The 25,597-nt window shown below is 56.5% G+C and carries 25 protein-coding genes; 7 read left to right on the forward strand and 18 right to left on the reverse strand.

Annotated elements, in window-relative coordinates; genetic code table 11:
* Positions 1 to 66: 66 nt before the first annotated feature.
* Positions 67 to 828, reverse strand: a complete 762-nt coding sequence (udp, locus tag ACR8BF_RS17890) for a uridine phosphorylase (RefSeq protein ID WP_313701300.1) — start codon at positions 826 to 828, stop codon at positions 67 to 69.
* 304 nt (positions 829 to 1,132) lie between these two features.
* On the opposite strand from udp, the gene ACR8BF_RS17895 reads away from it, so the two are divergent.
* A complete protein-coding gene (locus ACR8BF_RS17895; protein WP_179899037.1) occupies positions 1,133 to 1,966 on the forward strand; it encodes a dienelactone hydrolase family protein in 834 nt (277 codons plus the stop codon).
* A 52-nt stretch (positions 1,967 to 2,018) separates the two neighbouring features.
* Here the strand turns inward: ACR8BF_RS17895 and metE are convergent, their stop codons facing one another.
* Entirely contained in the window at positions 2,019 to 4,289 is a 2,271-nt protein-coding gene (gene metE / locus ACR8BF_RS17900) for a 5-methyltetrahydropteroyltriglutamate--homocysteine S-methyltransferase (protein WP_434745356.1), read from the reverse strand.
* A gap of 144 nt (positions 4,290 to 4,433) precedes the next feature.
* Between metE and metR the strand changes: the two genes are divergently transcribed.
* Entirely contained in the window at positions 4,434 to 5,360 is a 927-nt protein-coding gene (metR, locus tag ACR8BF_RS17905) for an HTH-type transcriptional regulator MetR (RefSeq protein ID WP_003854400.1), read from the forward strand.
* An 83-nt stretch (positions 5,361 to 5,443) separates the two neighbouring features.
* Entirely contained in the window at positions 5,444 to 5,923 is a 480-nt protein-coding gene (locus ACR8BF_RS17910; RefSeq protein WP_179899034.1) for a DUF1456 family protein, read from the forward strand.
* 321 nt (positions 5,924 to 6,244) lie between these two features.
* Here ACR8BF_RS17910 and ACR8BF_RS17915 read toward each other — a convergent pair whose 3' ends face one another.
* Complete coding sequence (locus tag ACR8BF_RS17915) at positions 6,245 to 7,105, reverse strand: carboxylate/amino acid/amine transporter (protein WP_179899033.1); 861 nt, start codon at positions 7,103 to 7,105, stop codon at positions 6,245 to 6,247.
* Between the two features lie 375 nt (positions 7,106 to 7,480).
* Here ACR8BF_RS17915 and glpT point away from each other — a divergent pair, with 375 nt between their 5' ends.
* Positions 7,481 to 8,821, forward strand: a complete 1,341-nt coding sequence (gene glpT, locus ACR8BF_RS17920; protein WP_313536732.1) for a glycerol-3-phosphate transporter — start codon at positions 7,481 to 7,483, stop codon at positions 8,819 to 8,821.
* Between the two features lie 47 nt (positions 8,822 to 8,868).
* On the opposite strand, the gene yigL is transcribed toward glpT, so the two are convergent.
* Both yigL and pldB read right to left on the reverse strand, forming a co-directional pair.
* A complete protein-coding gene (gene yigL, locus ACR8BF_RS17925) occupies positions 8,869 to 9,669 on the reverse strand; it encodes a sugar/pyridoxal phosphate phosphatase YigL (protein ID WP_313536734.1) in 801 nt (266 codons plus the stop codon).
* A 52-nt stretch (positions 9,670 to 9,721) separates the two neighbouring features.
* The gene (gene pldB / locus ACR8BF_RS17930) at positions 9,722 to 10,714 is read right to left on the reverse strand and encodes a lysophospholipase L2 (RefSeq protein ID WP_434745357.1); all 993 of its coding nucleotides are present in this window, start codon (positions 10,712 to 10,714) and stop codon (positions 9,722 to 9,724) included.
* Positions 10,715 to 10,826: 112 nt separating this feature from the next.
* Between pldB and rhtB the strand changes: the two genes are divergently transcribed.
* A complete protein-coding gene (gene rhtB, locus ACR8BF_RS17935) occupies positions 10,827 to 11,450 on the forward strand; it encodes a homoserine/homoserine lactone efflux protein (protein ID WP_003854387.1) in 624 nt (207 codons plus the stop codon).
* A 69-nt stretch (positions 11,451 to 11,519) separates the two neighbouring features.
* On the opposite strand, the gene ACR8BF_RS17940 is transcribed toward rhtB, so the two are convergent.
* The 4 genes from ACR8BF_RS17940 to pldA form a co-directional block, all read right to left on the reverse strand.
* On the reverse strand, positions 11,520 to 12,329 hold the full coding sequence (locus ACR8BF_RS17940) for a DUF1460 domain-containing protein (protein WP_434745358.1): 810 nt from the start codon (positions 12,327 to 12,329) through the stop codon (positions 11,520 to 11,522).
* A gap of 211 nt (positions 12,330 to 12,540) precedes the next feature.
* Positions 12,541 to 13,164, reverse strand: coding sequence for a threonine export protein RhtC (rhtC, locus tag ACR8BF_RS17945; RefSeq protein ID WP_179899028.1), 624 nt, complete (start codon positions 13,162 to 13,164; stop codon positions 12,541 to 12,543).
* Positions 13,165 to 13,176: 12 nt separating this feature from the next.
* Positions 13,177 to 15,006, reverse strand: a complete 1,830-nt coding sequence (gene recQ / locus ACR8BF_RS17950; RefSeq protein WP_313536740.1) for an ATP-dependent DNA helicase RecQ — start codon at positions 15,004 to 15,006, stop codon at positions 13,177 to 13,179.
* 24 nt (positions 15,007 to 15,030) lie between these two features.
* Positions 15,031 to 15,909: a phospholipase A gene (gene pldA / locus ACR8BF_RS17955; RefSeq protein ID WP_136196090.1), complete on the reverse strand. Its 879-nt coding sequence runs from the start codon at positions 15,907 to 15,909 to the stop codon at positions 15,031 to 15,033.
* Between the two features lie 194 nt (positions 15,910 to 16,103).
* Here pldA and ACR8BF_RS17960 point away from each other — a divergent pair, with 194 nt between their 5' ends.
* Positions 16,104 to 16,574, forward strand: a complete 471-nt coding sequence (locus tag ACR8BF_RS17960; protein WP_010257304.1) for a thioesterase family protein — start codon at positions 16,104 to 16,106, stop codon at positions 16,572 to 16,574.
* Between the two features lie 23 nt (positions 16,575 to 16,597).
* A complete protein-coding gene (rarD, locus tag ACR8BF_RS17965; protein WP_434745359.1) occupies positions 16,598 to 17,503 on the forward strand; it encodes an EamA family transporter RarD in 906 nt (301 codons plus the stop codon).
* Here the strand turns inward: rarD and ACR8BF_RS17970 are convergent.
* From ACR8BF_RS17970 to lptM, 9 genes are all read right to left on the reverse strand, one after another.
* The gene (locus ACR8BF_RS17970) at positions 17,468 to 18,526 is read right to left on the reverse strand and encodes an AbrB family transcriptional regulator (RefSeq protein WP_434745360.1); all 1,059 of its coding nucleotides are present in this window, start codon (positions 18,524 to 18,526) and stop codon (positions 17,468 to 17,470) included. The genes rarD and ACR8BF_RS17970 overlap by 36 nt on opposite strands.
* A gap of 97 nt (positions 18,527 to 18,623) precedes the next feature.
* A complete protein-coding gene (corA, locus tag ACR8BF_RS17975) occupies positions 18,624 to 19,577 on the reverse strand; it encodes a magnesium/cobalt transporter CorA (protein WP_003854370.1) in 954 nt (317 codons plus the stop codon).
* Between the two features lie 178 nt (positions 19,578 to 19,755).
* Entirely contained in the window at positions 19,756 to 19,812 is a 57-nt protein-coding gene (gene ysgD, locus ACR8BF_RS17980; RefSeq protein WP_369690086.1) for a YsgD/CorL family protein, read from the reverse strand.
* A gap of 67 nt (positions 19,813 to 19,879) precedes the next feature.
* Positions 19,880 to 22,042, reverse strand: a complete 2,163-nt coding sequence (gene uvrD / locus ACR8BF_RS17985) for a DNA helicase II (RefSeq protein ID WP_179899022.1) — start codon at positions 22,040 to 22,042, stop codon at positions 19,880 to 19,882.
* Positions 22,043 to 22,197: 155 nt separating this feature from the next.
* A complete protein-coding gene (yigB, locus tag ACR8BF_RS17990) occupies positions 22,198 to 22,914 on the reverse strand; it encodes a 5-amino-6-(5-phospho-D-ribitylamino)uracil phosphatase YigB (protein ID WP_434745361.1) in 717 nt (238 codons plus the stop codon).
* Positions 22,911 to 23,816 carry a tyrosine recombinase XerC gene (xerC, locus tag ACR8BF_RS17995; RefSeq protein WP_314985452.1) on the reverse strand — a complete coding sequence of 302 codons (906 nt, stop codon included), beginning with the start codon at positions 23,814 to 23,816 and terminating at the stop codon, positions 22,911 to 22,913. The genes yigB and xerC overlap by 4 nt, the downstream gene beginning before the upstream one ends.
* Complete coding sequence (locus tag ACR8BF_RS18000) at positions 23,813 to 24,517, reverse strand: DUF484 domain-containing protein (protein ID WP_179899019.1); 705 nt, start codon at positions 24,515 to 24,517, stop codon at positions 23,813 to 23,815. The genes xerC and ACR8BF_RS18000 overlap by 4 nt, the downstream gene beginning before the upstream one ends.
* Entirely contained in the window at positions 24,514 to 25,338 is an 825-nt protein-coding gene (gene dapF, locus ACR8BF_RS18005) for a diaminopimelate epimerase (protein WP_179899018.1), read from the reverse strand. Before dapF ends, ACR8BF_RS18000 begins: the two co-directional genes overlap by 4 nt.
* A gap of 28 nt (positions 25,339 to 25,366) precedes the next feature.
* Complete coding sequence (gene lptM / locus ACR8BF_RS18010; protein ID WP_179899017.1) at positions 25,367 to 25,567, reverse strand: LPS translocon maturation chaperone LptM; 201 nt, start codon at positions 25,565 to 25,567, stop codon at positions 25,367 to 25,369.
* Between the last annotated feature and the right edge of the window lie 30 nt (positions 25,568 to 25,597).

Raw genomic sequence — 25,597 nt, forward strand, 5'->3', positions numbered from 1 at the left:
GATACGCGCCGTTAACGACCAGCAGCAGGTTTTGAGTCTGGACAAAAACCTGCTGCCTGACGCGGCTTACAGCAAGCGACGCGCCGCTTCGACCACAATCTTCACTGCGTCACTTTCTGTCTGTTTCATGGTGACCGCATCCGGGATCTCTTTCTGCGTGCGGTTCACTATCACGCCCGCCACCATGCCGGCTCGCAGACCCTGGCTGGCGCACATGGTTAACAGTGTAGCGGATTCCATCTCATAGTTAAGCACGCCCATTTCCTGCCACTCTTTCATCGAACCTTTGAAGCGACTGACGACACGACCTGAGACGGTGTCGTAACGCTCCTGGCCCGGATAGAAAGTGTCAGAAGAGGCGGTGATACCGATATGGGTCTTTGCGCCACAGGCTTCTGCGGCGGCAACCAGTGCAGTAGTGCAGGCGAAATCTGCCACTGCCGGGAATTCCATCGGCGCAAAATGCAGGCTGGCACCGTCCAGGCGAACAGATGCGGTCGTCACCAGTACATCGCCAACATTGATATGTGGCTGGATCGCGCCAGTGGTTCCGACACGCAGGAAGGTGCGCACGCCGAGCTGTGCCAGCTCTTCCACGGCAATCGACGTTGAAGGACCGCCAATACCGGTTGAGCAGACCACAACGGGTTTCCCCTCAATTTTTGCCAGCCATGAGGTAAATTCACGGTGTGAGGCGAGATGCGTGGCATCGTCCATCAGTCCGGCAATTTTCTTCACACGCTCCGGATCGCCCGGCACAATCGCCAGGGTGGCGCCCTGCAGATCGGCTTTAGTCAGGCCAAGATGGAAAACGTCAGACTGTGTCATTTTTCAGACTCCTGTTAAGGGAAGGTAGCGCGCCACTCTACGCCAGCACGCCCGATAAATATGTGACAACATTCACTTAAGAAAATGAAAGTTACATTTTCCGCCAGATTAATTGTGACTGACATCACACAATCATATCTTCCTTGTCCGGATAGCCCTTCGCGAGGCTGTGTCTGGGTCAGCGCAATGTTAAAGAGGTGGATGATTTTATTCGCTGCTGATTCTGTTACCCGACACCTGGCGCGCAGGCTTAACAGCCAGGCTATAGTTACGTGATTGCGCAAATGCTTGCACGGAGAGAATAATGAAAACCAGTGATAATATGACACAAAAACCGGCGACGAGCGGCTTTGCCCCTGCCGTGCAGCCCACCGCCTCTACGACCATCATCACCGAAAGCCCGGCCATTCACTCAGGTGAAACCTCAGTGCCAAGCCAGGGCGAAAACATGCCGGCATTTTTTGCAAAGCCTCACGCAGCAGAAGGCCCGTTGCCTGTCGTCCTGGTGGTGCAGGAGATCTTTGGTGTGCATGAACACATTCGGGATATCTGCCGCCGTCTGGCACTGGAAGGCTATCTGGCGATCGCGCCCGAGCTCTATTTCCGCGAAGGCGATCCTTCTGAATATAATGATATCCCGACGCTGTTCAGCGAGCTGGTCAGCAAAGTGCCTGACACCCAGGTGCTGGCAGACCTCGATCATGCCGCTAACTGGGCGGCACGCAATGGCGGCGATATCCGTCGCATGGGCATCACCGGTTTTTGCTGGGGTGGCCGCATCAGCTGGCTCTATGCCGCGCATAACCCACAGCTGCGCGCTGCAGTTGCCTGGTATGGACGACTGACCGGTGAGCGCACGCTGAAGCAGCAGAAGCATCCTATTGATATTGCGGTCGATCTGAGTGCACCGGTGCTAGGTTTGTATGGTGGCCAGGATGATGGCATTCCACTGGAGAGCGTCGAGCAGATGCGCCAGGCGCTGCATGCCGCCAATGCGACCGCCGAGATCATCGTCTACCCCGAAGCGGGACATGCGTTTAATGCTGATTACCGTCCGAGCTACCATGCTGAATCAGCGAATGATGGCTGGCAACGCATGCTGGCCTGGTTCAGGCAGTATGGTGTGGCATCAGAATAGATGAAAACAGGGGCGCTTCTGCGCCCCTGTTTTTTGCCACCAGACCCCTTTCCTACGCCGTCTCACCACGCAGTTTCTTCGCCGCCGTCACCATATTCGCCAGCGCCTGACGTGTCTCCGTCCAGCCTCGTGTCTTCAGACCGCAGTCAGGGTTTACCCACAACCGCGCTTCCGGAATTCGTTTCGCCGCCTTCAGCAACAGCGCTTCTATCCACGCCACGCTGGGCACATTAGGCGAGTGAATATCATAGACGCCGGGGCCGATTTCATTCGGATACTCGAAATCTTCAAACGACGCCAGCAGGTCCATGTCAGATCGTGAGGTTTCAATCGTGATCACATCGGCGTCCAGGGCTGCGATGGCGTCCATAATGTCGTTGAACTCGCAATAACACATATGCGTGTGAATCTGGGTTTCATCCCGTGCGACCGCCGCATTCAACCGGAATGCTTCCACCGCCCAGTTCAGGTAGGCCGCCCACTCAGACTGATGCAGCGGCAGACCTTCACGCAGTGCCGGCTCATCAATCTGAATAATCCCGATGCCCGCCTTCTCCAGATCTTCCACTTCATCGCGCAGCGCCAGGGCGATCTGCTTCGCGATGATTTCACGTGACACATCTTCACGCGGGAATGACCAGCAGAGAATCGTCACCGGTCCGGTCAGCATCCCTTTTACCGGTTTGTCAGTCAGCGACTGGGCATAACGGGCCCATTCCACGGTGATCGCCTCCGGACGGCTGATATCGCCGATAATGACGGGCGGTTTCACACAGCGAGAACCGTAACTCTGCACCCAGCCATTCTGAGTAAAGACAAAGCCGTCCAGATGCTCGCCGAAGTACTCAACCATATCGTTACGTTCTGCTTCACCATGCACCAGCACATCCAGCCCCAGCCGTTCCTGCTCGGTAATCGCCTGTTTGATGTGCTCCGCGATGCCTGTGCGATAATGGTTACTGTCGAGACGACCCTGCTTAAAGTCGAGGCGCAGGCCGCGAATTTCCGTGGTCTGTGGAAAAGAGCCGATGGTCGTGGTGGGCCATGCAGGCAGATTGAAACGCTGACGCTGCAGCACTGCCCGTACCGGGTATGCGCTCAGGCGTTCACAGTGCTGTGGCGTGATGGCCGCCAGACGCTGGCCCACCGCCACATTATGCACACGGCGGGAGTGAGCACGGGCGCGCACCGGTGCGCTCCAGGCGTCCAGCGTCGCCGCATCATTGTTGTTAAGTGCCTGACTCAGCAGTGAGAGCTCGGTACATTTCTGCAGCGCAAAGGCGAACCAGCTTTTGACTTCATCATCCAGCCGGGTCTCGACGCCGAGGTCGATCGGGCTGTGCAGCAGCGAGCAGGAGGAGCCGATCCACACCTGTTCACGCTGGGTGATCAGCGGTTGCAGACGACTAAACCAGCGGCTCAGATCGGCACGCCAGACGTTACGTCCGTTGATCACACCAAGCGATAGCAGCCAGCTGGCGGGGAGTTGCGGATTCAGCTGCTGAATATCATCACGGCCATGGACCAGATCGACATGCAGGCCCTGCACCGGCAGCTTACGAATCACATCAATATTCTGCCCGATGCTGTCAAAGTACGTGGTCAGCAGTAGCTTGCTGTGGCCCTGCAGTGCGTCATAGGCCAGCTGAAAAGCGTCGCGCCACGTTTGCGGCAGTTCCAGCGCCAGGGCGGGTTCATCAATCTGAACCCATTCGATGCCGCGCTTTGCCAGCTCCGCCAGCACCTGCTGATAGACCGGCAGAATCGCCTCCAGCAGCGACAGACGTTCAAACGGCTCGCCTTTGACTTTACCCAGCCATAGATACGTCACCGGCCCCAGCAGCACTGGCTTGATCTTGTGGTCCAGTGCCAGCGCCTCATCGACCTCGTCCAGCAGCTGAGTCCAGGTCAGTTTAAATGTCTGGCCCTGGATAAATTCCGGCACGAGATAGTGATAGTTAGTGTTAAACCATTTGGTCATTTCTGCCGCCGCCGCAGGCTCGCCAGTCGGGGCGCGACCGCGCCCCACGCGAAACAGCGTATCCAGATCAACGGTGCCCTCCTGGTTCTGATGACGCGCAGGCACATTGCCCAGCATCAGGCTGGTGGTCAGCACATGATCATACCAGGCGAAATCGCCAACCGGCAGCAGATCGACGCCCGCCTCTTTCTGATGTTGCCAGTGTCGCGCTCGCAGTTCGCGGCCCGTCGTCATTAGCGCCTGCTGCGTGCTGTCGCCCGCCCAGTAACTCTCCAGTGCTTTTTTCAGTTCACGGTGCAGGCCAATTCGGGGAAAGCCGAGGGTATGGTTGAGGATAGTCATGTGCTGTTCTCCAGATAATCTTTCACTTTGGCTTAAATGGGCAGCCAAAGATGTTTAGCCGTCCAGATGTTTACACTGCTATACTCTGCGGGTACTGTATGTTGCTCAAGCGCAATATGTTCACTTTCGATGTGAAGGACTCTCATGATCGAACTCAAGCACCTGCGGACGCTTCAGGCTCTGCGCAATACGGGATCGCTGGCGGCAGCAGCAGCCCAGCTTCATCAGACGCAATCGGCGTTGTCTCACCAGTTCAGCGATCTGGAGCAGCGGCTGGGATTCCGCCTGTTCGTGCGTAAAAGTCAGCCCCTGCGCTTTACGCCGCAGGGCGATATTCTGCTGCAGCTGGCAGAGCAGGTGCTGCCACAGATTCAGCAGGCTTTGCAGGCCTGCCATGAGCCGCATCAAACCACGCTGCGGGTGGCGATTGAGTGTCATAGCTGCATTCAGTGGCTGACCCCGGCGCTGGATAAATTCCGTCAGAGCTGGCCGCAGGTGGTGATGGATTTTAAATCGGGCGTGACCTTTGATCCCCAACCCGCACTGCAACAGGGTGAGCTGGATGTGGTGCTGACCTCCGATATTCTGGCGCGCTCTGGCCTGTTCTACTCACCGATGTTCGATTATGAAGTGCGGCTGGTACTGGCGACGGATCACCCGCTGGCGCAGGTTGAGCAGATTTCGCCGGAAGATCTGGCGGATGAGGTGTTAATGATCTATCCGGTGCAGCGTCAGCGTCTGGATATCTGGCGCCACTTCCTGCAGCCCGCAGGCGTCAGTCCGGCCCTGAAAAGTGTGGATAACACCCTGCTGATGATTCAGATGGTTTCGGCACGGATGGGCATTGCCGCGCTGCCCCATTGGGTGGTGGAGAGTTTTGAGAAGCAGGGTCTGGTCGTGACCCGCACGCTGGGCGATGGCCTCTGGAGCCGTCTTTATGCTGCCGTACGCGAAGGGGAACAGCGTCAGCCGGTGCTGGAAGCCTTTATCCGCTTTGCGCGTCAGCACGCCTGTGAGCACCTGCCTTTTGTGCGCGATGCCGCGCTGCCCGGAGCCGTGTTACAGCGGTAATCCGACCGGCACAAACCTGCGCGAACGCGGGCAAAATCCCCTATAATGCGCAGCCTGTCGACTGACCATGAGAAGATCTCACCATGACTAACAATGATATTCTGCGCAGCGTGCGCTACATGCTCAATCTGAGCGATGCCAAAATGGTGGAGATTTTTGCGCTGGCGCAATGTGACGTACCGGTAGCGGATATTCAGGCGTGGCTGAAAAAAGATGATGATGCGGCGTTCCGTCCCTGCCCCGATGTGCTGATGGGTTATTTCCTGAATGGCCTGATCTTCTACCGTCGTGGTAAAAGCGAAGATGCTCCTGCGCCGTCGATTGAGCGCAGGATGACGAACAACATCTTCATGAGAAAGCTGCGCATCGCTTTTGATCTGAAAACCACCGACATTCCTGATGTCCTGAAGCGCGTGAATTTTACCGTCTCACAGGCTGAGATTGGCGCAATTTTCCGCAAACCTGACCATAAGAACTATCGCGAATGCGGCGACCAGATTCTGCGTAACTTCCTGAAGGGGCTGGCGATGATTCAGCGCCCTAAGAGTGAGAAGCCAGCCTGAGTTCGTGCTTTCCAGTCGGAAACGGCGGGTTGCTGCGTAAAGACGGCGTGAATCCATCCCTGGCGCCTCGACCGCCGCATTCTTGCGGCGGACGCTTTACTTCTCAACCCGCCTTCCCCTCCTTCATATTCCTTACGAAACCCTGGTTTGGCAGCGATGATGCTGTGAAGTCTTCAGGGCTGGCACGTCAGAAGAGCGAAGCGTCCGGGCCAGGGATGGCCCGGCCGATCCACAGGGATGTGAGATTTCTTCGCGATCGGACGCGCCAGCCCGGGAGGCCGCAGTCCGGCTACAGCAACGGTTTGTCCCAGCACCCAATGATTACCGGTCACTACGCCCCACCACCCAGCGCTTATGCACCCACAGCGAGGCGAGGATCACCAGCGCGCCTGCAATAAAGCTCGGCCAGTGCGGTTTCTCCTGCCAGATAGCCAGATTCACCAGCAATCCGGCGGGAACGTGCATGTTATTCATAATGCCCAGCGTGCCAGCATCGACCTGCGTCGCACCGTAGTTCCACATAAAATAGCCGAGACCGGAAGCGGCGATGCCCAGCCAGACCAGAATGCCCCACTGCAATGAGGTGGTCGGCAACTTCTGCGGATTGCCCCAGGCACACCAGGCGATCACTGCAATTAACACCGCACCCAGATAGAACCAGGAGAATGCCGTGTGCTGCGGCATAGGACGGGTCTCCTGCAAACGCTTATAGCCCACCATTCCCGCCGCAAAGCAGATGTTTGCCAGCTGTACTAATAGCAGGCCAAACCAGAAATGATCGCTGACTTTGTCATAGCGAATAATGGCTGCGCCAGCCACCGCCAGCAGGGCGCTGAAGATATAGCCGATGCGCAGCGGACGACGGCTGATCAGGTCATAAATCAGCGTCACATAGAGCGGCGTCATCACCGTAAACAGCAGGAACTCTGACACGCTAAGATAGAGGTAAGCTTCGAAGCTCAGCAGATACATCACTCCCAGCTGCAGCATCCCGACCAGCATATAAAGCAGCAGCGTTGAAGGGCGATGGCCACGCCAGCGCAGGAACGGTAAAAACACCAGCGCAGCCAGCGCCAGACGCATCAGTACAGAGAACCAGCTGTCTACCTGTCCGGCAAGGTATTCGCCAATCAGGCTGAACGAAAAGGCCCACAGAATGGTGGTAATAATCAATAAAAACACGGCGACGACCCTGAAATGAACAGGCTGTCAGTGTAAACAATGTGCCACTTTCAGGCTGTGAAATCTGGTTGACATGTGATTATAAACCAGGCAATCAGAAGGTCTGCTGGATAGACTGCTTACACTCAATGACATAACTGTCGACGTAATGGATTTTCAGCCAGATAAAATGCGCGAAATAATCCATGGCGTGATCACTTTCGCTACAGAATGTAATAAAACTGTAACAAATGTGTCATTCATCACAGTACCGTTGTGCAACTAACACTATTCTTTGCGCGAAATGGAACATTCTGTATCCATTTTGTTCTGCTCTTTTCCTGCCCCAACCTGCTGGGAATTAAAAACCATAATGTGCCCTGGAGGGCCTCACTGATGCTGAGCATTTTTAAACCTGCACCACGTCAGCCGCAGGTGGCGGAGGATCACGTTGATCCGCTCTACCGTCGCCTGCGCTGGCAAATTTTCATCGGGATCTTTTTTGGTTACGCGGCCTACTACCTGGTCAGAAAAAACTTCGCACTCGCCATGCCCTATCTGGTGGAGCAGGGTTTTTCACGCGGCGATCTCGGCTTTGCCCTGTCCGGTATTTCCATTGCTTACGGCTTTTCAAAATTCATCATGGGCTCGGTCTCTGACCGCTCAAACCCGCGCGTATTCTTACCGGCTGGCCTGATTCTGGCAGCAGCAGTGATGCTGATTATGGGATTTGTTCCCTGGGCGACGTCCAGCATCATGGTGATGTTCGTGCTGCTGTTTGTCTGCGGCTGGTTCCAGGGCATGGGCTGGCCACCCTGTGGACGTACCATGGTTCACTGGTGGTCGCAGAAGGAGCGCGGCAGGATTGTCTCGGTCTGGAACTGTGCGCATAACGTGGGCGGCGGTATTCCGCCGCTGCTGTTCCTGCTCGGCATGGCCTGGTTCAACGACTGGAAAGCAGCACTTTACATGCCAGCGTTTGGAGCGATTGCCATTGCAATTCTGGCCTTTGCGCTGATGCGCGATACGCCGCAATCCTGCGGTCTGCCGCCAGTTGAAGAGTATAAAAACGACTATCCGCCTGACTACGATGCCAGCCACGAAGAGGAGCTGACGGCAAAACAGATCTTCATGAAGTATGTGCTTCCGAATAAGCTGCTGTGGTACATCGCACTCGCCAACGTCTTTGTCTACCTGCTGCGCTACGGCATTCTCGACTGGTCGCCGACCTATCTACGCGAAGTAAAACACTTCACGCTGGATAAATCGTCGTGGGCCTACTTCCTGTATGAATATGCGGGGATTCCGGGCACGCTGCTGTGCGGCTGGATGTCAGACAAAGTCTTCCGCGGTAATCGCGGTGCGACCGGGGTGTTCTTTATGACACTGGTGACCATCGCGACCGTGGTCTACTGGCTCAACCCGGCGGGCAATCCTGGCGTCGACATGGCCTGTATGATCGTGATTGGCTTCCTGATCTACGGTCCGGTGATGCTGATTGGTCTGCACGCGCTGGAACTGGCACCGAAAAAAGCGGCGGGAACGGCCGCGGGCTTCACCGGCCTGTTTGGCTATCTGGGTGGATCGGTCGCGGCCAGCGCCATTGTCGGTTACACCGTCGATTATTTCGGTTGGGATGGCGGCTTCATGGTAATGATTGCTGGCTGTGTACTGGCAGTTATCCTGCTGTTACTGACCATGGTCAGCGAACATAAACACAAAAAGACCCTTGCCTGACGGCATGAAAAAAGGGCCGGGTAACCGGCCCTTTTTACGCTGACGGCTTAAGCCAGATAGAGCATGCGAAGCGTCTGCGGCACCGCATCATCGGCATTCGAACCAATCACCTCCAGCGCCGGCAGTGTATCTTTCAACCGCTGATGGGCATTCTGCATGATATAGCCCTTACCCGCCATGCTCAGCATCTCCACATCATTCATGCCGTCGCCAAAGGCGATGCAACTTTCCAGCGTGTGACCCAGCGTTTTCGCCACGGCTTCGAGCGCATGCCCTTTCGATACGCCGCCCGCCATCACTTCCAGACAGGTCGGCAGCGAGAAACTGACATTCACCCGATCGCCCCAGCGCGCTTCAATCGCCTGCTCCATCGGAATCAGATGCTCGGGATTTTCGCAGGTGAAGAAAACCTTGCTGATGTTATCAGTTGGCAGCAGACCCGGCTCATAGACCTGATAGTTGAACACCGACTCACGGAAATAGTCCTGTTCCGCCGGGCTTGAACGGCTGACAAACCACTCATCGTCGCGGTAAACGTGCGTCAGAATATCGCTGTGATGATATTGCAGGCCAAACAGATCGCTGGCGATATCCTCATCCAGATTATGGCTGAACACCAGCTCGCCCGCAGCGTTGTGCACGCGCGCACCGTTTGAGGTGATCATATAGGCCGGAATCGCCAGGCTGTCGCGCATCTGTCCGACATCAATATGATGACGGCCAGTGGCGAACACAAAGTGAATATCTTTCGCGACCAGTTGTTGCAGCGTTTCACGCGCAAAAGGGGTCAGACGATGTTCGGGGGAGAGCAGCGTGCCATCCAGATCGGATGCAACGATGTGATACATGAAAACCTCGGGTATTTGATTCTGCCGGCTTTAACCGGTCGGATATATAACGTCAGTGGTGCGATGAAAAGAAGTCGACCACTGCATTGAGTGCTTCAGCTCGCATCTCGTCCTTTTCAAACAGGATCTCATGACGCGCACCGTCGATCACCCGTGGCTTATTGCCCTCACACGGATGACCCGCCGCTGCCATCGCGGCGCAAAAAAGGTCCTGCGAACGATTGTCGACCACCCGATCATCGCTGGCCTGTAACAGCAGCAATGGCGTGGTGATCTTATCAACCTGACTGATAATGTTCCGACCCGCATGGACGCCTTCACGCACCCAATGGTAGGTTGGCCCGCCCACGCGAATCGCCGGATCGTCCGCATAAAAACGCAGGTTTCGCCGGTAACGTTCGGTGCTGTGCGTCAACCGGTTAATACCAAACGGATGCGCGCGCCAGCGTCCGGTGCCCAGCGCATAGCCATCGCGCATGGCCGGGCGTTTCTCCGCCCAGTCCAGGATCCGATGGGCAAGGAATGAGGGCAACGGCAAGGCAATGCCAAACATCGGTGCCACTAACGCTGCCGCATGAAATGCCTGCAGCTGGCGTGCCAGAAACAGCGTTAATATTGCGCCGCCCATCGAGTGAGCCAGCGCATAGCGCTGCTGGTAATGGCCGCTGACTATCTCTTTCAGATAGAGCGTCTCAAGATCGTCGACATAATGGGTAAATTCCGCTACGTGACCACGGTGTGTATCTTCCAGCAGGCGATCGGAACGCCCCTGACCACGATGGTCCAGAATCACCACATCAAATCCGCAGTGAAACAGATCGTACGCCAGCTCAGGATATTTTATGTAACTCTCGATGCGTCCCGGCACAATCAGGATCACACGCTTGTGTTGCGGTGATGTGAAGCGGACATAGCGCAGCGTCAGATTACCCACACCGGTAAACTCACGCTCTTCACGGCTGTGCCAGAAATCGAGCAGCGGCCCGGTGGCGAAGGCAGCAAACGCTTTTTCCCGTCGCAGCCAACTGGCTTTATGTTGATTCATTCGCCCTCCTGATGACCGGATACAGAGTCCTGCATGCCCTGCGCAGGCCATAGCGCCGCGCTTATTTCTGGCGTATTGTGTCACAATTCCGCTACTAAAGAGAGCCTGACCCATGACCATCGAATGGTGGCTGACCTACCTGCTTACTACCACAATCCTGAGCCTGTCGCCCGGTTCCGGCGCAATCAACACCATGAGTACCGGTATCAGCCACGGCTATCGCGGCACGGTAGCGTCCATCTCCGGTTTGCAGGTCGGCCTGGCACTGCATATCGTGCTGGTCGGTATCGGTCTGGGCGCGCTGTTTTCTCAGTCGCTGCTGGCATTTGAAATTCTGAAATGGGCCGGTGCAGCCTATCTGGTCTGGCTGGGTATTCAGCAATGGCGCTCCGCGGGTGGCATCGATCTGGATGCGGTCGCCAAAGCGATGCCGCGTCGTCGCCTGTTCAAACGCGCCGTACTGGTTAACCTGACCAACCCGAAAAGTATCGTCTTTCTGGCCGCCCTGTTCCCGCAGTTTATCCAGCCGCATCAGCCGCTGTTTATGCAGTATCTGGTGCTGGGCGTAACCACCGTAGTGGTCGATATCATCGTGATGATTGGCTACGCCACGCTGGCCACACGCATTGCTGGCTGGATTAAAGGCCCAAAACAGATGAAGTTAATGAACCGTATTTTCGGTGGGCTGTTTATGGCTGTGGGCGCGCTACTGGCCAGTGCCAGAAAGATCGCTTAAGACCTTATGCGCCGACACACTGAGGTCGGCGCAAACACTTCCTGTTTAATCCCTTCTTCCCAGGTGCAGCTACGGCGCAGTCAGTGGCACTGCACGCAACACCATGATGCCAGGCTTCGACCGCATATATTCCCTGAATGGCGCATCGACAACTTTGCGATTAGCAGCCAGCGAAGAGGCGTTCCTGAACCACAACCGGCCATCATGTCGGACGGCAATCCCGGCATGTGAGACATCCAGCCCCTGAGCAGTGGTGTAAACCCCAATATAATCGCCGGTCTGGATCTGCTTCAGCACCTGCAGGGTTATCGCGCGGGCCGGAATGTAAGTTATGCGACGTGGAATCACCCCCAGACCGGGCAGCCGTTCTTTTCCGCTGGTCTCACGATTCAGTTGCTTCACCACCGTCACCGCATCCGGGCTAAGCGTGCGGGTGATGTCATCGGCATTGCGCGGGCTCTCAGCGAACCAGTCCGTAAAAAAGTGGCGACGTTCCAGGTAGCTGACTTTACCACCCGCGTAGCGGGTGCGAATCAGGTTAGCTTCAAAGCTGGCACGATCGTGGCTGCGGCTCAGCGCCTGAACGTAATCAAGCAGTGTGAAACAATCTACTCCGTTGAAATTTATCACCAGCGCTTCTGGCGTATCGGGCGAGCCGATCAGCGTATCCGCCTGGTAAGGTGTCTCGAGAAAAGTGGCTGAGATCTGGTTAATCCTTTCACCCTGTGGCTGATCTGACGCCCCAGGTGCCTGCGCCAGGATAGCCGCCACACTGTCCCTTTTCGCCGGAACAGGGGCGGGGGAATGGGCAGCATCAGGCGAGGCGCAGGCGCTGATGCAGGCCGTGATTAACAGCAGTAACAGGGGTTTTACTCTCATCATCATCTCCATGAAAAATAGTCCGCCGGTACGACCATACCGGAGGTGATGTTTTCTTTAATTAACGAATGATGACTATTTATATGCGGTTGCGACAGAGAGGCATCAGCAGGCGCAGAGTGTGACAGTCGTCACACAGGCGACGTTCAGAGAGAGGCGACAGCGCGTGAAATTTCTGCCGGATGCGCAATGCGCTCTCCGGCATAAGGGCTCAACGGGAAATAATGAGGTGGATACCAAAACCGGCAAACAGGACGCCTGCCATGCCATCAACCCATTTCGCCAGTCGCTGATAGCGGGTGCGGATCCACGGCAGTGCAAAGATGGCCGCCACCAGGGTAAACCAGGCAAAGGTTTCACCGACAATCAGCAGGAACAGACCCCAGCGCTCAGCCGAACCGACATCGTCGCCGACAAATAGCGAGAAGACGCTGCCGAAGTAGATAATCGCTTTGGGATTCGACAGGTTGGTCAGCAGGCCCTTGAGAAAGCTCATTCCACGTTTCGGCAACTCAACTACCGGCTCATCCTGTTGCGGCTGTTTATGACGCTGACGTGCCGAGCACATCAGCTGCCAGCCCATCCACAGCAGATAAAGTCCCCCGCCGACCATGATGATCTGGTGCAGCCAGGCCATTTTTTCCAGAATCAGATGTAGCCCCATCAGTGCCACGCCCGCCCAGACCACGATGCCAAGCGTAATGCCCAGCACACCCATCATTGCCTCCTTGCGGGAGCGGCTGGCGGCAGTCTGTGACACAAAAAAGAAATCGGGGCCGGGGCTCATCAGCGCCACCAGATGAACCAGCGCCACGGTTGCGAATAACATCAGCATGGTTGGTGTCCTTTATTCTTCATCATCAAGATGCTCTTTGATCATCACCAGGAAAGGTTTGCCAAAGCGCTCCAGTTTGCGGTGACCCACGCCGTTGACGCTGAGCATCTCCGACGCGCTGACCGGCATCTGTTCTGCCATCTCTATCAGTGTGGCATCATTGAACACCACGTAAGGCGGAATATTCTCTTCGTCGGCGATCGCTTTACGCAGCTTACGCAGCTTGGCAAACAGTTTGCGATCGTAGTTGCCACCCTGAAACTTCGCCGGACTACTGCTTTTTGTTTTCGCGGTGATTAAACGCGGCACTGCCAGCATGAGAGGCACTTCGCCGCGCAGCACCGGGCGTGCTGCTTCGGTCAGCTGTAGCGCTGAGTGCATAGCAATATTCTGCGTCACCAGCCCCAGATGGATTAACTGGCGTAACACGCTGACCCAGTGTTCATGGCTCTGATCTTTGCCCAGCCCATAGACCGGCAGTTTGTCATGGCCCTGCTCACGGATACGCTGATTATTAGATCCGCGCAGCACCTCAACGATATAGCCCATACCAAAACGCTGGCCTACGCGGTAGATGCCGGAGAGCGCTTTTTGCGCTTCAACCAGACCGTCATAACGTTTAGGGGGATCGAGACAGATATCGCAGTTGTCACACGGCTGCTGGCGACCCTCACCAAAGTAGTTCAGCAGCACCAGACGACGGCAGGTCTGTGCTTCGGCAAACGCGCCCATCGCGTTGAGCTTGTGGCGCTCAATATCCTGCAGCGGTCCCGGCACTTTCTCTTCCAGGCATTTACGCAGCCAGGCCATATCGGCCGGGTCGTAGAGCATCATCGCTTCGGCGGGCAGGCCATCACGCCCGGCTCGTCCGGTTTCCTGATAATAGGACTCGATGTTGCGCGGAATGTCGAAGTGGACCACAAAACGGACGTTGGGCTTGTTGATGCCCATGCCAAAGGCCACCGTCGCGACCACGATTTGCAGATCATCACGCTGGAAAGCTTCCTGTACCCGGCCACGCTGTTCGCTGTCGATTCCGGCATGGTACGCCCCGACGCTGAACCCCCGGCTTTGCAGTCGCGCAGCGGTGTCTTCCACCTTCGCCCGACTGTTGCAGTAGATGATGCCGCACTTGCCGCGCTGATCCTGAACGTAACGCAGCAGCTGATCGGTGGGCTTGAATTTCTCTACCAGCGTGTAGCGGATATTGGGCCGGTCAAAGCTGCTGATCTGGATCAGCGGATCCTGCATATGCAGCAGGTTAACAATGTCGTTGCGGGTGGTTTCATCGGCGGTCGCGGTCAGCGCCATCACCGGTAATTCCGGGAAGCGCTGACGCATCTTCCCGAGCGCGCCATATTCCGGGCGGAAATCGTGGCCCCACTGAGAAATACAGTGCGCTTCATCCACCGCCAGCATCGCCGGTTGCCAGTGCGCCAGACTTTCCAGGAAATTATCCATCATCAGGCGTTCAGGGGCGATATAGAGCAGCTTAACCCGACCCGTGCGGCAGTCAGCCATCACCGCCTGCTGCTGATCGCGCGTCATGGTGGAGTTGAGATAGGCTGCCGCCACGCCATTCGCCAGCAGCTGATCAACCTGATCTTTCATCAGCGAGATCAGCGGCGACACCACCAGCGTCAGCCCCTCGCGCACCAGCGCCGGGATCTGATAGCAGAGCGATTTACCGCCGCCGGTGGGCATGACCACCAGACAATCGCGCCCGCTCAGCGCCTCATTAATGATCGTCTGCTGACCGGGACGAAAATGCTGGTAGCCGAAGGTATCCTGCAATACCTGCTGCGCCAGCGCTTCCTGATTAAGAACTGCCGAGGTTGCCACGCGATTCCTGTCTTACGTTAGGGATTAAAACAAGTCGTTAAGTGTTACACCCACACCCAGACGCGTCTGGCGATGGTTGTAATCGATCAGTGATTCACCGTAACCGCTAAATACCTGAGTATAGAAGCGGACATGCTCACTGATAGGGTAACTCCAGCCCATCGTCGCGCCGCCATAACCGCTGTTCCAGTTATAATTGCCTTCGACGCTGAAGATACTGTCGCCGAGCCGGTAGCCCACTTTGGCACGGTAGTAACCCATATATTTGGTGATATCAGGGTTATCATCGCTGCTCTCCCCTTCCGGGATGCGATACCAGGGTTTGATTTCCGCCAGGAAGTTACCGTTTTCTGCCATCAGACGTGCATAGACGCGGTTCCAGCTACGTGAGGTGGGATCGCTTCGTCCATTAGATTGGTGATTCAGACCCAGTTCGATATCACGCAGTGTCCAGCCACCCAGCGAGTAGTCGGTCGCCCAGCCCAGGAAAATCTGCGGCTCATAGTTGGTCTCACGGAAGGGCGATGACTCCGCGCTATTCGACAGCTGCCACCAGGAGCGCTGGGTGTAAGAGGCTGCCAGCACCGAGTTGTCGCCCAGAATACCGCGCCACAGTGGAAACGCCAGGCTGAGCTGGAATTTCACTTCATCTTTGCGGGCATTCTCTCCCCAGTTATAGGAAGAGATCGCCTCTTTATTAAGGTCGCTGGTATAGGTGTAGAGCAGATAGTTGTTCTCGTAAGGATAGAGAACAAACGGGTTATCATGCTTCTCCAGCAGGTTAGCAATAATGCTGCCCTGCACCTGTGGCGCGTCGTGAACCTCTTTAATCCGGGCTTCATCCGCCTGCGCCAGTGCAGGAAATATCAACATTGCCGCCAGCAAGGCGCGATGCTTACGCATATAATTCTCCGGTGAGCAGCTGCGTATCAGAATAACTGAAAGGGTGTCGTAAAAAGCAGGCCATTCTACACGCAAATGGCAGTGAGCATGAGTGCTGATTTCTTAAACTGGAAACACCCTCGCAGGCGGAATAGAATACACAACTCGTTTATGTTACGCGCCCCTCTGGCCCGATTTTTTCAGGACACATCATCATGTCATCACCCGTGCTGACACAGCAGGACGCTCGCCAGCTCGTCGGCGAAATTTTCGTTTATCACATGCCGTTTAATCAGGCACTGGGCCTGGAGCTGATGCGTCTTGATGCAGACTACGCAGAAATTAGCTTCAATAACAAAACCATGCTGGTAGGCAACCAGGCGCAGCAGATTCTGCACGGCGGCGTTATCGCGTCGGTACTGGATGTCGCGGCGGGCATGGTCTGCGTCAGTAATGCGTTAACCCGCCAGGAAAGCATCAGCGAAGCGGACCTGCGCCAGCGTCTGTCGCGCATGGGCACCATTGATATGCGTGTTGACTATCTGCGTCCCGGACGCGGCGAACGCTTCACTGCCACCAGCAGCCTGCTGCGCGCCGGTAACAAAGTCGCCGTGGCTCGCGTAGAGCTGCACAATCAACAGGGCGACTATATCGCCACGGCTACCGCCACCTATCTTATCGGCTAACCACGCCACTGAATGGATCGCATATGGATACGCAACAAACCCGGCAGGGCGTTGGCTTTGCACTGGGCGCTTACTTTATCTGGGGCATCGCGCCCGCCTATTTCAAGCTGATAAAACAGGTTCCCGCGACAGAAATCATGACGCACCGGGTGATCTGGTCTGCACTCTTTATGCTGTTACTGATTACCCTGAGCCGCAGCTGGCCGGGCGTTCGCAGCGTGCTGCGCCAGCCTAAAAAAGTGCTGATGCTGGCGCTGACGGCAGTGACTGTCGGCGGCAACTGGCTGCTGTTCATCTGGGCGGTCAACAATCAGCATATGCTGGAAGCCAGCCTCGGTTACTTTATTAACCCACTGATTAACGTGGTGTTCGGCATGCTGTTTCTGCGCGAACGTTTTCGCCGCCTGCAGTGGCTGGCCGTGCTGCTGGCAGCCGTCGGCGTGCTGGTGCAGCTGTGGCAGTTTGGATCATTACCGATTATTGCGCTGGGCCTGGCGCTGAGCTTCGCCTTCTACGGTCTGATGCGCAAAAAGATTCAGGTCGATGCGCAGAGCGGCATGTTGATTGAAACCCTGTGGCTGTTTCCGCTGGCGGCAATTTATCTGTTTGGCTTTGCCGACAGCGCCACCAGCCATTTATCCGCTAATCCGCTGAGTCTCAACCTGAAGCTGATCGCGGCCGGCATTGTCACCACCATTCCGCTGATGCTGTTTGCGGCGGCCTGCAGCCGGCTGCGCCTCTCCACCGTGGGCTTCTTCCAGTACCTCGGCCCGACGCTGATGTTTGTGCTGGCAGTGGTGTTTTACGGTGAAACCATCACGCCAGACAAGCTGGTCACTTTTGCCTTCATCTGGCTGGCGCTGCTGGTGTTTGTCTGCGATGCAGTGGCATTTTCATTCCGCTCCCGTTCCCGTGCGCGCGTAGCGTGAAATAAAGCGCGCTAAAGCCGGGCCGGTCAGCAGGATGGTAAAGAGACGCAGGGTCTGCATCGCCATCACAAACGCCATGTTGACCTGGGTTCCGGCCGCAATAATCGCCACCGTGTCCAGTCCGCCTGGACTGGTGGCGAGATAAGCCGTCATCAGATCGATATCCAGCATACGCGTCAGCATCCACGCCAGCCCGCCACACAGCAGCATCAGCCCGAAGATTGAAGCCAGCATCTGCGGCAGCGTGCGCAGTGCCAGCAGAAAGATCGGACGGGTAAAACGCAATCCCACGCTCCAGCCAATCAGTGCATAGGCCACGGCCAGCAGCCATTCCGGCACCTGTAATACCGCCATATGGCTGCTGTTCAGTGCCGCACCCGCCAGCGCGGGCAGCAGCAGCGCGCCAGAAGGAATGCGCAGTCGTGTGCCCAGCCACGCGCCCGTCAGCATCACGACCAGGGTAATAGTAAAGCCGCGATTCAGCGCGGGGAACCAGAGCGGCGAAACACTGTGGGCTTCATCGCCCAGTCCGATGCGCGCCACCAGCGCGGCCGCTGAGGCAACAAACAGCACCCGAAGATACTGCATAAAAGCAACCAGCCGGACGTCAGCTCCAAAGTCCCCCGCCATCGCCACCATGGCCGATGCACCGCCGGGCGACGACCCCCAGGCACCGGTCGGGCCAGGCAGATGACTGAAACGTACCAGCAAAAAACCGGACAAGCCGCTGGCCGCCAGCGTCAGCAGTAGCACCGCCAGCACGATCGGCCAGTCCTGAATCAGTGGTGTCAGAATCGAAGGCGACAGGCTCTGGGCAATCATGCAGCCCAGCACGGCCTGAGCAAGCAGAAAGAACCGTCTGTCAATGCGCAGCGTAGCACCCGACAGCCCCATCACCACACCCACAATCATCGGTCCCAGTAACAGCGCGGCGGGCACATGGAAATAGTGCAGCACCGCACCCAGCAATACGGAGATAAGCAGCAGCAGCGTCCACTGCGCACGCAACGAAAAAGCGTCCATAAGAAGTTAATTAATTGTAAAAACAGGAGGGTCAGAGTACGCAGAAATCGGGACGGGAGCCAGCAGAACGGGCCATCTGAGATGGCCCGTGGCTTTTTTAAAGCCAGTTTTTACGCTTGAAGTAGAGATAAGGCGCCAGTCCGGCCAGAATCATCAGGCCGATAGCCGCAGGATAACCGAAGCTCCATTTCAGTTCCGGCATAAACTCGAAGTTCATCCCGTAGCTGGAAGCGACCAGCGTTGGCGGCAGAAACACCACGGAAACCACCGAGAAGATCTTGATGATGCGGTTCTGTTCGATGTTGATAAAGCCCATCGCCGCCTGCATCAGGAAGTTGACCTTCTGGAACAGTGATTCGTTATGCGGCAGCAGCGATTCGATATCGCGCAGAATTTCCCGCGCCTGCTCCAGCTGATTGCCCGGCAACCGCGCTTTACGCACCAGGAAGTTCAGGGCACGCTGAGTATCCATCAGGCAGAGACGTACTTTCCAGCCGATATCCTCCAGTTCCGCGAGCCGCGACAGCGCCTGATCGTACTCTTCGCCCTGCTGACCTTCCATGATCACCCGGCTGAGTTTCTCCAGCGCGCTATAGATGTTTTCAATTTCGTCCGCCAGCTGTTCGATTTTGGTTTCAAACAGGTCGAGCAGCAACTCAAAGGCATTGCCGTCGATGAGGGTCTGGTTACGGGCGCGCATGCGATAGAGGCGGAATGCAGGTAGTTCACGTTCGCGCAGCGTGTAGAGGCGGCCTTCACGGATGGTGAACGCCACGGTGGAGTTACCGGCGTGGTCGTCAGCATCTTCATAGAAGAAGAAGGAGTGGATATGCAGACCGTCTTCATCTTCGAAGAAGCGTGCCGAAGCCTCGATATCTTCCAGCTCAGGCCGTGTTGCCAGGCTCTGACCCAGCTCTGATTGTACGCGGTCACGTTCGCCCTCTTCCGGCTCGATAAGATCGACCCAGACGGAGGTAGTCAGTTTGTCGTTTTCGTCTTCCAGCTCCAGTCGCGTCAGGCGGCTGTGATCCAGTTTAAATGCGCTCAGCATAGCAATACTCCCCATTGCAGACTAAATGGGACAAGGCAGTCCGCCGTTCCTCAACATGGAACGTACGGCCTGAACACGGAAACAGAGTTTCAGAGATAAATCAGTGCTGACTCGTGCGACGGAATCAAAAAGGGAGGTCGCTGATAACCGCTAAGGCTACCCGCGTAAAGAGGTAGCCTTAGATGTTATTCCTGGTATCCAGGTCATTGAGCCAGCATCGACTGGGCGTGTCCAAGGCATTGTCCTCTCATGATAATAGTGGGCGCATGTTACGCTGAGACGAAAAAGCCGTCAACCGGACGCTAAATCGTTTCCAGCTTCGCGTAAGCCGCCACTAGCCACTTGATTCCCTGCCCCTGAAACGCCACCTGCAGGCGGCTGTGCTCACCGCTGCCTTCCAGATTAATGATGGTGCCTTCGCCAAATTTCGCGTGATGAACACGCTGACCCAGCGCGAATCCGCTGTCATTTTTGGTCACCGGAGCACCCATACGCTGATGACTTACCGGACGGCTCACGCTGGCGCGCAGACGCACTTCTTCGATGCACGCTTCGGGCAGTTCGCCGATGAAACGGGAAGGCCGGTGATACACTTCCTTACCATAGAGTCGGCGGGTTTCAGCGTAGGTCAGTGTCAGCTTCAGCATGGCACGGGTCACGCCGACATAAGCCAGACGACGCTCCTCTTCCAGGCGACCGCCTTCATCCAGCGACATCTGGCTCGGGAACATCCCCTCTTCCATGCCGACGATAAAGACCTGACTGAACTCCAGCCCTTTTGCCGAGTGCAGCGTCATCAGCTGAACCGCATCCTGCCATTTGTCTGCCTGACCTTCACCCGCTTCCAGCGCCGCATGGGATAAGAAGGCCTGCAGTGGCATAAGATCTTCATCTTCATCCTGATAGCTGAACTGGCGTGTCGCCGTCACCAGTTCCTCAAGGTTTTCAATACGCGCCTGGCCTTTCTCACCTTTTTCCTGCTCATACATCAGCCACAGACCAGAATCTTTGATGACCCGGTCGGTCTGAACATGCAGCGGTAAATCGGCCGTTTCGGTAGCCAGTGAATCGACCAGCTCACAGAAGCGTTGCAGCGCAGATGCGGCACGGCCAGCCAGCGCGCGGCTTTGCAGCAGTTCGCGCGTTGCCTGCCACAGCGTCATCTGACGCTCACGTGCCGTCTGACGCACCACGTCGAGCGTACGATCGCCCACGCCACGTGTCGGGGTGTTTACCACGCGCTCGAATGCCGCGTCGTCATTGCGGTTCGCCATCAGACGCAGATAGGAGAGCGCATCTTTGATCTCCTGGCGTTCGAAGAAGCGCATGCCGCCATAAATACGGTACGGCATACTGCTTTGCAGCAGCGCCTCTTCCAGTACACGCGACTGGGCGTTGCTGCGATAGAGAATGGCGCAGTCGTTGAGCGCGCCGCCGTTCTCCATCCAGACCTTGATGCGGTTAACCACAAAGCGTGCTTCATCAAGCTCATTAAAAGCGCAATAGATAGAGATCGGTTCGCCATCGCTGCCTTCGGTCCAGAGCTCTTTACCCAGACGGCCATTGTTGTTGGCGATCAGGGCGTTGGCAGATTTCAGGATGTTATTGGTTGAGCGGTAGTTCTGCTCCAGACGGATGGTTTCCGCGCCGGGGAAGTCCTGCAGGAAGCGCTGAATATTCTCGACCTGTGCGCCGCGCCAGCCGTAGATCGACTGGTCATCATCGCCCACGATGATGACACGACCACTGTCGCCTGCCAGCATCCGAATCCAGGCGTACTGAATGTTGTTGGTATCCTGGAACTCATCCACCAGGACGTTGGTGAAACGCTCGCGGTAGTGATTAAGGATGTGCGGCTTGTTGAGCCATAGCTCATGGGCACGCAGCAGTAGCTCGGCGAAGTCGACTAAACCGGCACGGTCACAGGCTTCCTGATAGGCCTGGTAAATGCGCAGCCAGGTCTGCTCAATGGGGTTGCCGTAACTTTCAATGTGCTTTGGCCGCAGGCCTTCATCTTTTTTACCGTTGATGTACCACATGCCCTGACGTGCAGGCCACTGCTTGTCATCCAGGTTCATGGATTTAATCAGGCGCTTGAGCAGACGCAGCTGGTCTTCACTGTCGAGAATCTGGAAATCCTGCGGCAGACCGGCGTCAAGGTGGTGGGCGCGCAGTAAGCGGTGCGCCAGACCATGGAAGGTCCCGATCCACATTCCGCCCTGACTGGTGCCGATCAGATGCTCGATACGGTGACGCATCTCCGCGGCCGCTTTGTTGGTAAAGGTCACCGCCATAATCGAATAGGGTGAGCAGTTCTCCACGGACATCAGCCAGGCAATACGATGCACCAGCACCCGCGTTTTACCACTGCCCGCACCTGCCAGCACCAGCAGGTTACTGCGCGGAGCCGCAACGGCAGCGCGCTGATTGTCATTCAAACCATCGAGCAGTTCAGAAACGTCCATAAGCACCGTTTACCAGAGAAAAAGCGTTGTCGTCGCGCTGTTTATTCCACCTGCCGCAAGGCATTATCACTGCCAGTCAGGCGGCAACACAGATGCCGGAAAAAGTACGGCGGCCAGGCAGAAAAAAAGGAGACGACTGGATAAATTTACAGCCATTATAGCAGTGAGGTGAGTGATGCCAACCGCGAAATTTCGACATGCGGCAACAGGCGCGCAGCCGGGATATGCATCAGGTTGCCCTGCCGCAGGTTTATCCAGCAGGCCTGTAATCCGCAGCGCAGTGAACCCGCGACATCGGTGGTGAGGTCATCACCCACATGCAGAATATGGTGTGGTGCGATATCAAGGCGTTGCGCGGCAAGCTGATACATATCCTGCCACGGCTTAGCGCGTCCATCCGGCCCGGCCCGCAGCGTAAACTGAAAGTAATGCGCAATACCCATTTTTTCAGGGCAGGCATTACCGTTGGTGACCGCCACCAGCGGGATTTTTTCCGCCAGCACTTTCAGCGTCTGATGCGTCTCATCCGGCATCTCGACCTGACTCCGCCACGCATGGAAGACCGCCATTACGTCTGCTGCACCCGCTGTCGCTTCAGCGGCAGAGAGGCCGACATTCAGCATCGCCAGCTTTACCGAACGGCGTCGCCACTCCGAAACATCATGATAGATTTCAGGCTCACGCTGCAGCAATTCGTCACGCAACTGCTGATAATCCTGCGGCGTGAAGTCACGCAGCGCTGGATGATAGGCCTGCAAAGCGGCATGGGATTCAAGGGTGGTGCGACGGATCACCGGGTAGTTATCGTAAAGCGTGTCATCAAGGTCGAAGGTCATGGCTTTTATGGCCGACAGCGGACGATAAAACTTCATTCGTTCTTTCCTCGTTTGGCGCGGGGATGCGCAGCGTCATACACTGAAGCCAGATGCTGGAAGTCGAGATGGGTGTAGATCTGGGTCGTCGACAGATTGGCATGCCCCAGTAACTCCTGCACGGCACGCAGGTCGCCGCTGGATTCCAGCAGATGCGTGGCAAAAGAGTGTCGCAACTTATGTGGATGGATATGGCTCGCCACACCCTGTCTGATGCCCCATTCGGCAAAGCGCTTCTGCACGTTTCGTGGCGAAATGCGGTTGCCGCGCGTCGACAGAAACAGCGCATCATCCTGACCGCCGAACGTTTCACGCAGCGGCAGCCAGTGCTGGATCCAGGTGACCGCCGTGCGGCCAATCGGAACCCGGCGCTCTTTGCTGCCCTTACCCACGACCCACACTTCACCGGAATCGAGATCGACATGGCGGCAATCCATATTTACCAGTTCAGAGAGACGCAGACCGCCACCATACATCACTTCCAGCATCGCCCGGTCGCGCACCGCCAGCGGATCGTCAAGGTCGATCTCCAGCAGCTGATTCACTTCATCAACATCGATATTTTTAGGAAGATGGCGCGCTTTACGTGGCGTCATTACCCCTTTGGCAGGATTAGCGGAGAGCAAACCCTGACTCACCTGCCAGTCGAGAAAACTCCGGAGAGCGGAGAGGCGCAGCGCAAGGCTGCTGGCAGAGAGGCCGGCGCGACGGCTGCGTGCCGCCATACTGCGTACCTGCGCTGGTTCCAGTGATGTCCAGCTGCTGAGCTTCATCTCATCCGCAATCGCCAGCAGCGCGGCAAGCTGTCGCGCATAGCTGCTCTGGGTTAACGGACTAAGCTGGCGCTCCACTTTCAGGTAGCGCAGAAATCCGTCGACGGCTTCCTGCAGCGCGCTGCTCATGCGCGTTCAACCCAGCGGGAAAGCAGACCAGGCATCATCTGTGACAGGTACTGTAACAGCAGTGTCCCCATGCCCGATTGGTAGTGCTGGCTATCGCGACTGCTGAACACCAGTACGCCGAGATCGCCCTCTTCGCCTATCAGCGACATGGCAACCGAACCGATCGCTTTGGCCTGCGGCAGCAGCAGCAGCAGTTCCGGCCCATTAATATTACCAAGATAGTGATGCTGGTTGCCGAAGCGCTGAATACGCAGCGGTTCAAACGCCTGACGCGACAGGCTCAGTTGAAAGAAATCGGAGGGCGCGCCCAGCAGCCATTTATCGCTGAACAGCCGCACATTGGCACCCGCCAGGCCCAGCTCTCGCGCCCAGCGATGCAAGCGGTTAAGCATATCCTGCAGCGAGTCAGCTGCGGCCAGATGGCTTTCCAGCGAAAGCAGACGGTCAAACAGTTCGTGGTTCGCGCTGGCCTGTTCCATCAGCAGAGTGATCTCTTCTTCCAGCTGCTGGATGTGGTTGCGTTGCCGTGCCATATGCCACTCGACCAGTGAGACGCTGCCGCGCACCGGGTGCGGCACGGCCATCTGTTCAACTTCGCGGGCATTGCGAATGAAGAAATCGGGATTCTGCCGCAGATAATGACTGACGGCCTGATCGTCCAGCAGAACCGAGGTGTCAGCCTGCTCTTCGATATTTTTCATAGATGAATAAACCCATCGTAGACGTGTGTCGCAGGTCCGGTCATGTAGAGCGGCTGACCGGCACCTTTCCAGGAGATATGCAGCGTGCCGCCGGGCAGATCGACACGGACGTCAGGTGCCAGAATGCCCTGCTGAATGCCGCATGCAACGGCAGCACAGGCGCCACTGCCGCACGCCTGTGTTTCACCCGCTCCGCGTTCGTAGACGCGCAGGCGGATATGTTCGGGATTGATGATCTCCATAAAACCGACGTTGACGCGATCCGGAAAACGTTCGTGGCTCTCCAGAATCGGGCCCAGCAGTTCAACCTGGGCGGTTTTAACACTCTCCACCTGGATGACGCAGTGGGGATTACCCATCGACACCGCACCCATCATCACCGTCTGCTCGGCCACGCGCAGAAGATAAAGATTTTCGGCTTTGTTCGCGCGGAACGGCACCTGCTGAGGCTCAAAGTTGGGCTCGCCCATGTTCACGCGCACCTGATCGTCAGGTGTCACGGTCAGGACCATGCGGCCATTCTGGGTGCTGACCCGGATATCGGTTTTGTTAGTCAGCCCTTTAAGCTGAACAAAGCGGGCAAAGCAGCGCGCGCCGTTGCCGCACTGGGCTACTTCACTGCCGTCGGCGTTGAAAATGCGATAGTGGAAATCGAGATCGGGATCGTAAGGCGGTTCAACAATCAGCAGTTGATCAAAACCGATCCCCTGATGGCGATCGGCCAGTCGACGGATCAGTTCCGGTGAGAAGAAGACGTTTTGTGTCACCGCATCCACAACCATAAAATCGTTGCCGAGACCGTGCATTTTGGAGAACTGCATTTTTTGCTCCGCCGGATAAGCCATCAGATTAGTTCGCTTGTGAGCCTGAATTACCGGTAACCAGCCCACCCACATCGGCTTTAGTCGCATCCGCTTTCTGGCGTTCGGTCGGCGCTTGTTGTTTCTTCGGCTGATCCTTCGGTGGGAAGTAGAGCGGTCCTTTCAGACCACAACCTGCAAGGCTGGTTACTGCCAGTGTCATGGCCAACAGGCTTATTACTTTCTTCATTCTTTATGCTCTTCATGTCCTTTACCTGGA

This window comes from Candidatus Pantoea rara (genome assembly GCF_051136265.1).
In the GTDB taxonomy this organism is placed as follows: Bacteria; Pseudomonadota; Gammaproteobacteria; order Enterobacterales; family Enterobacteriaceae; genus Pantoea; species Pantoea rara.

Coding starts and splice junctions, on each gene's coding strand:
- metR (WP_003854400.1), top strand. CDS start 4,434: ATGATCGAACTCAAGCACCTGCGGACGCTTCAGGCTCTGCGCAATACG.
- ACR8BF_RS18000 (WP_179899019.1), bottom strand. CDS start 24,517: ATGAAAAATATCGAAGAGCAGGCTGACACCTCGGTTCTGCTGGACGAT.
- pldA (WP_136196090.1), bottom strand. CDS start 15,909: ATGCGTAAGCATCGCGCCTTGCTGGCGGCAATGTTGATATTTCCTGCA.
- ACR8BF_RS17895 (WP_179899037.1), top strand. CDS start 1,133: ATGAAAACCAGTGATAATATGACACAAAAACCGGCGACGAGCGGCTTT.
- yigL (WP_313536734.1), bottom strand. CDS start 9,669: ATGTATCACATCGTTGCATCCGATCTGGATGGCACGCTGCTCTCCCCC.
- xerC (WP_314985452.1), bottom strand. CDS start 23,816: ATGAGCAGCGCGCTGCAGGAAGCCGTCGACGGATTTCTGCGCTACCTG.
- udp (WP_313701300.1), bottom strand. CDS start 828: ATGACACAGTCTGACGTTTTCCATCTTGGCCTGACTAAAGCCGATCTG.
- rarD (WP_434745359.1), top strand. CDS start 16,598: ATGGATACGCAACAAACCCGGCAGGGCGTTGGCTTTGCACTGGGCGCT.
- pldB (WP_434745357.1), bottom strand. CDS start 10,714: ATGAATCAACATAAAGCCAGTTGGCTGCGACGGGAAAAAGCGTTTGCT.
- ACR8BF_RS17960 (WP_010257304.1), top strand. CDS start 16,104: ATGTCATCACCCGTGCTGACACAGCAGGACGCTCGCCAGCTCGTCGGC.
- ACR8BF_RS17970 (WP_434745360.1), bottom strand. CDS start 18,526: ATGGACGCTTTTTCGTTGCGTGCGCAGTGGACGCTGCTGCTGCTTATC.
- lptM (WP_179899017.1), bottom strand. CDS start 25,567: ATGAAGAAAGTAATAAGCCTGTTGGCCATGACACTGGCAGTAACCAGC.
- metE (WP_434745356.1), bottom strand. CDS start 4,289: ATGACTATCCTCAACCATACCCTCGGCTTTCCCCGAATTGGCCTGCAC.
- ACR8BF_RS17910 (WP_179899034.1), top strand. CDS start 5,444: ATGACTAACAATGATATTCTGCGCAGCGTGCGCTACATGCTCAATCTG.
- ACR8BF_RS17940 (WP_434745358.1), bottom strand. CDS start 12,329: ATGAGAGTAAAACCCCTGTTACTGCTGTTAATCACGGCCTGCATCAGC.
- corA (WP_003854370.1), bottom strand. CDS start 19,577: ATGCTGAGCGCATTTAAACTGGATCACAGCCGCCTGACGCGACTGGAG.
- glpT (WP_313536732.1), top strand. CDS start 7,481: ATGCTGAGCATTTTTAAACCTGCACCACGTCAGCCGCAGGTGGCGGAG.
- yigB (WP_434745361.1), bottom strand. CDS start 22,914: ATGAAGTTTTATCGTCCGCTGTCGGCCATAAAAGCCATGACCTTCGAC.
- dapF (WP_179899018.1), bottom strand. CDS start 25,338: ATGCAGTTCTCCAAAATGCACGGTCTCGGCAACGATTTTATGGTTGTG.
- rhtC (WP_179899028.1), bottom strand. CDS start 13,164: ATGCTGATGTTATTCGCAACCGTGGCGCTGGTTCATCTGGTGGCGCTG.
- uvrD (WP_179899022.1), bottom strand. CDS start 22,042: ATGGACGTTTCTGAACTGCTCGATGGTTTGAATGACAATCAGCGCGCT.
- rhtB (WP_003854387.1), top strand. CDS start 10,827: ATGACCATCGAATGGTGGCTGACCTACCTGCTTACTACCACAATCCTG.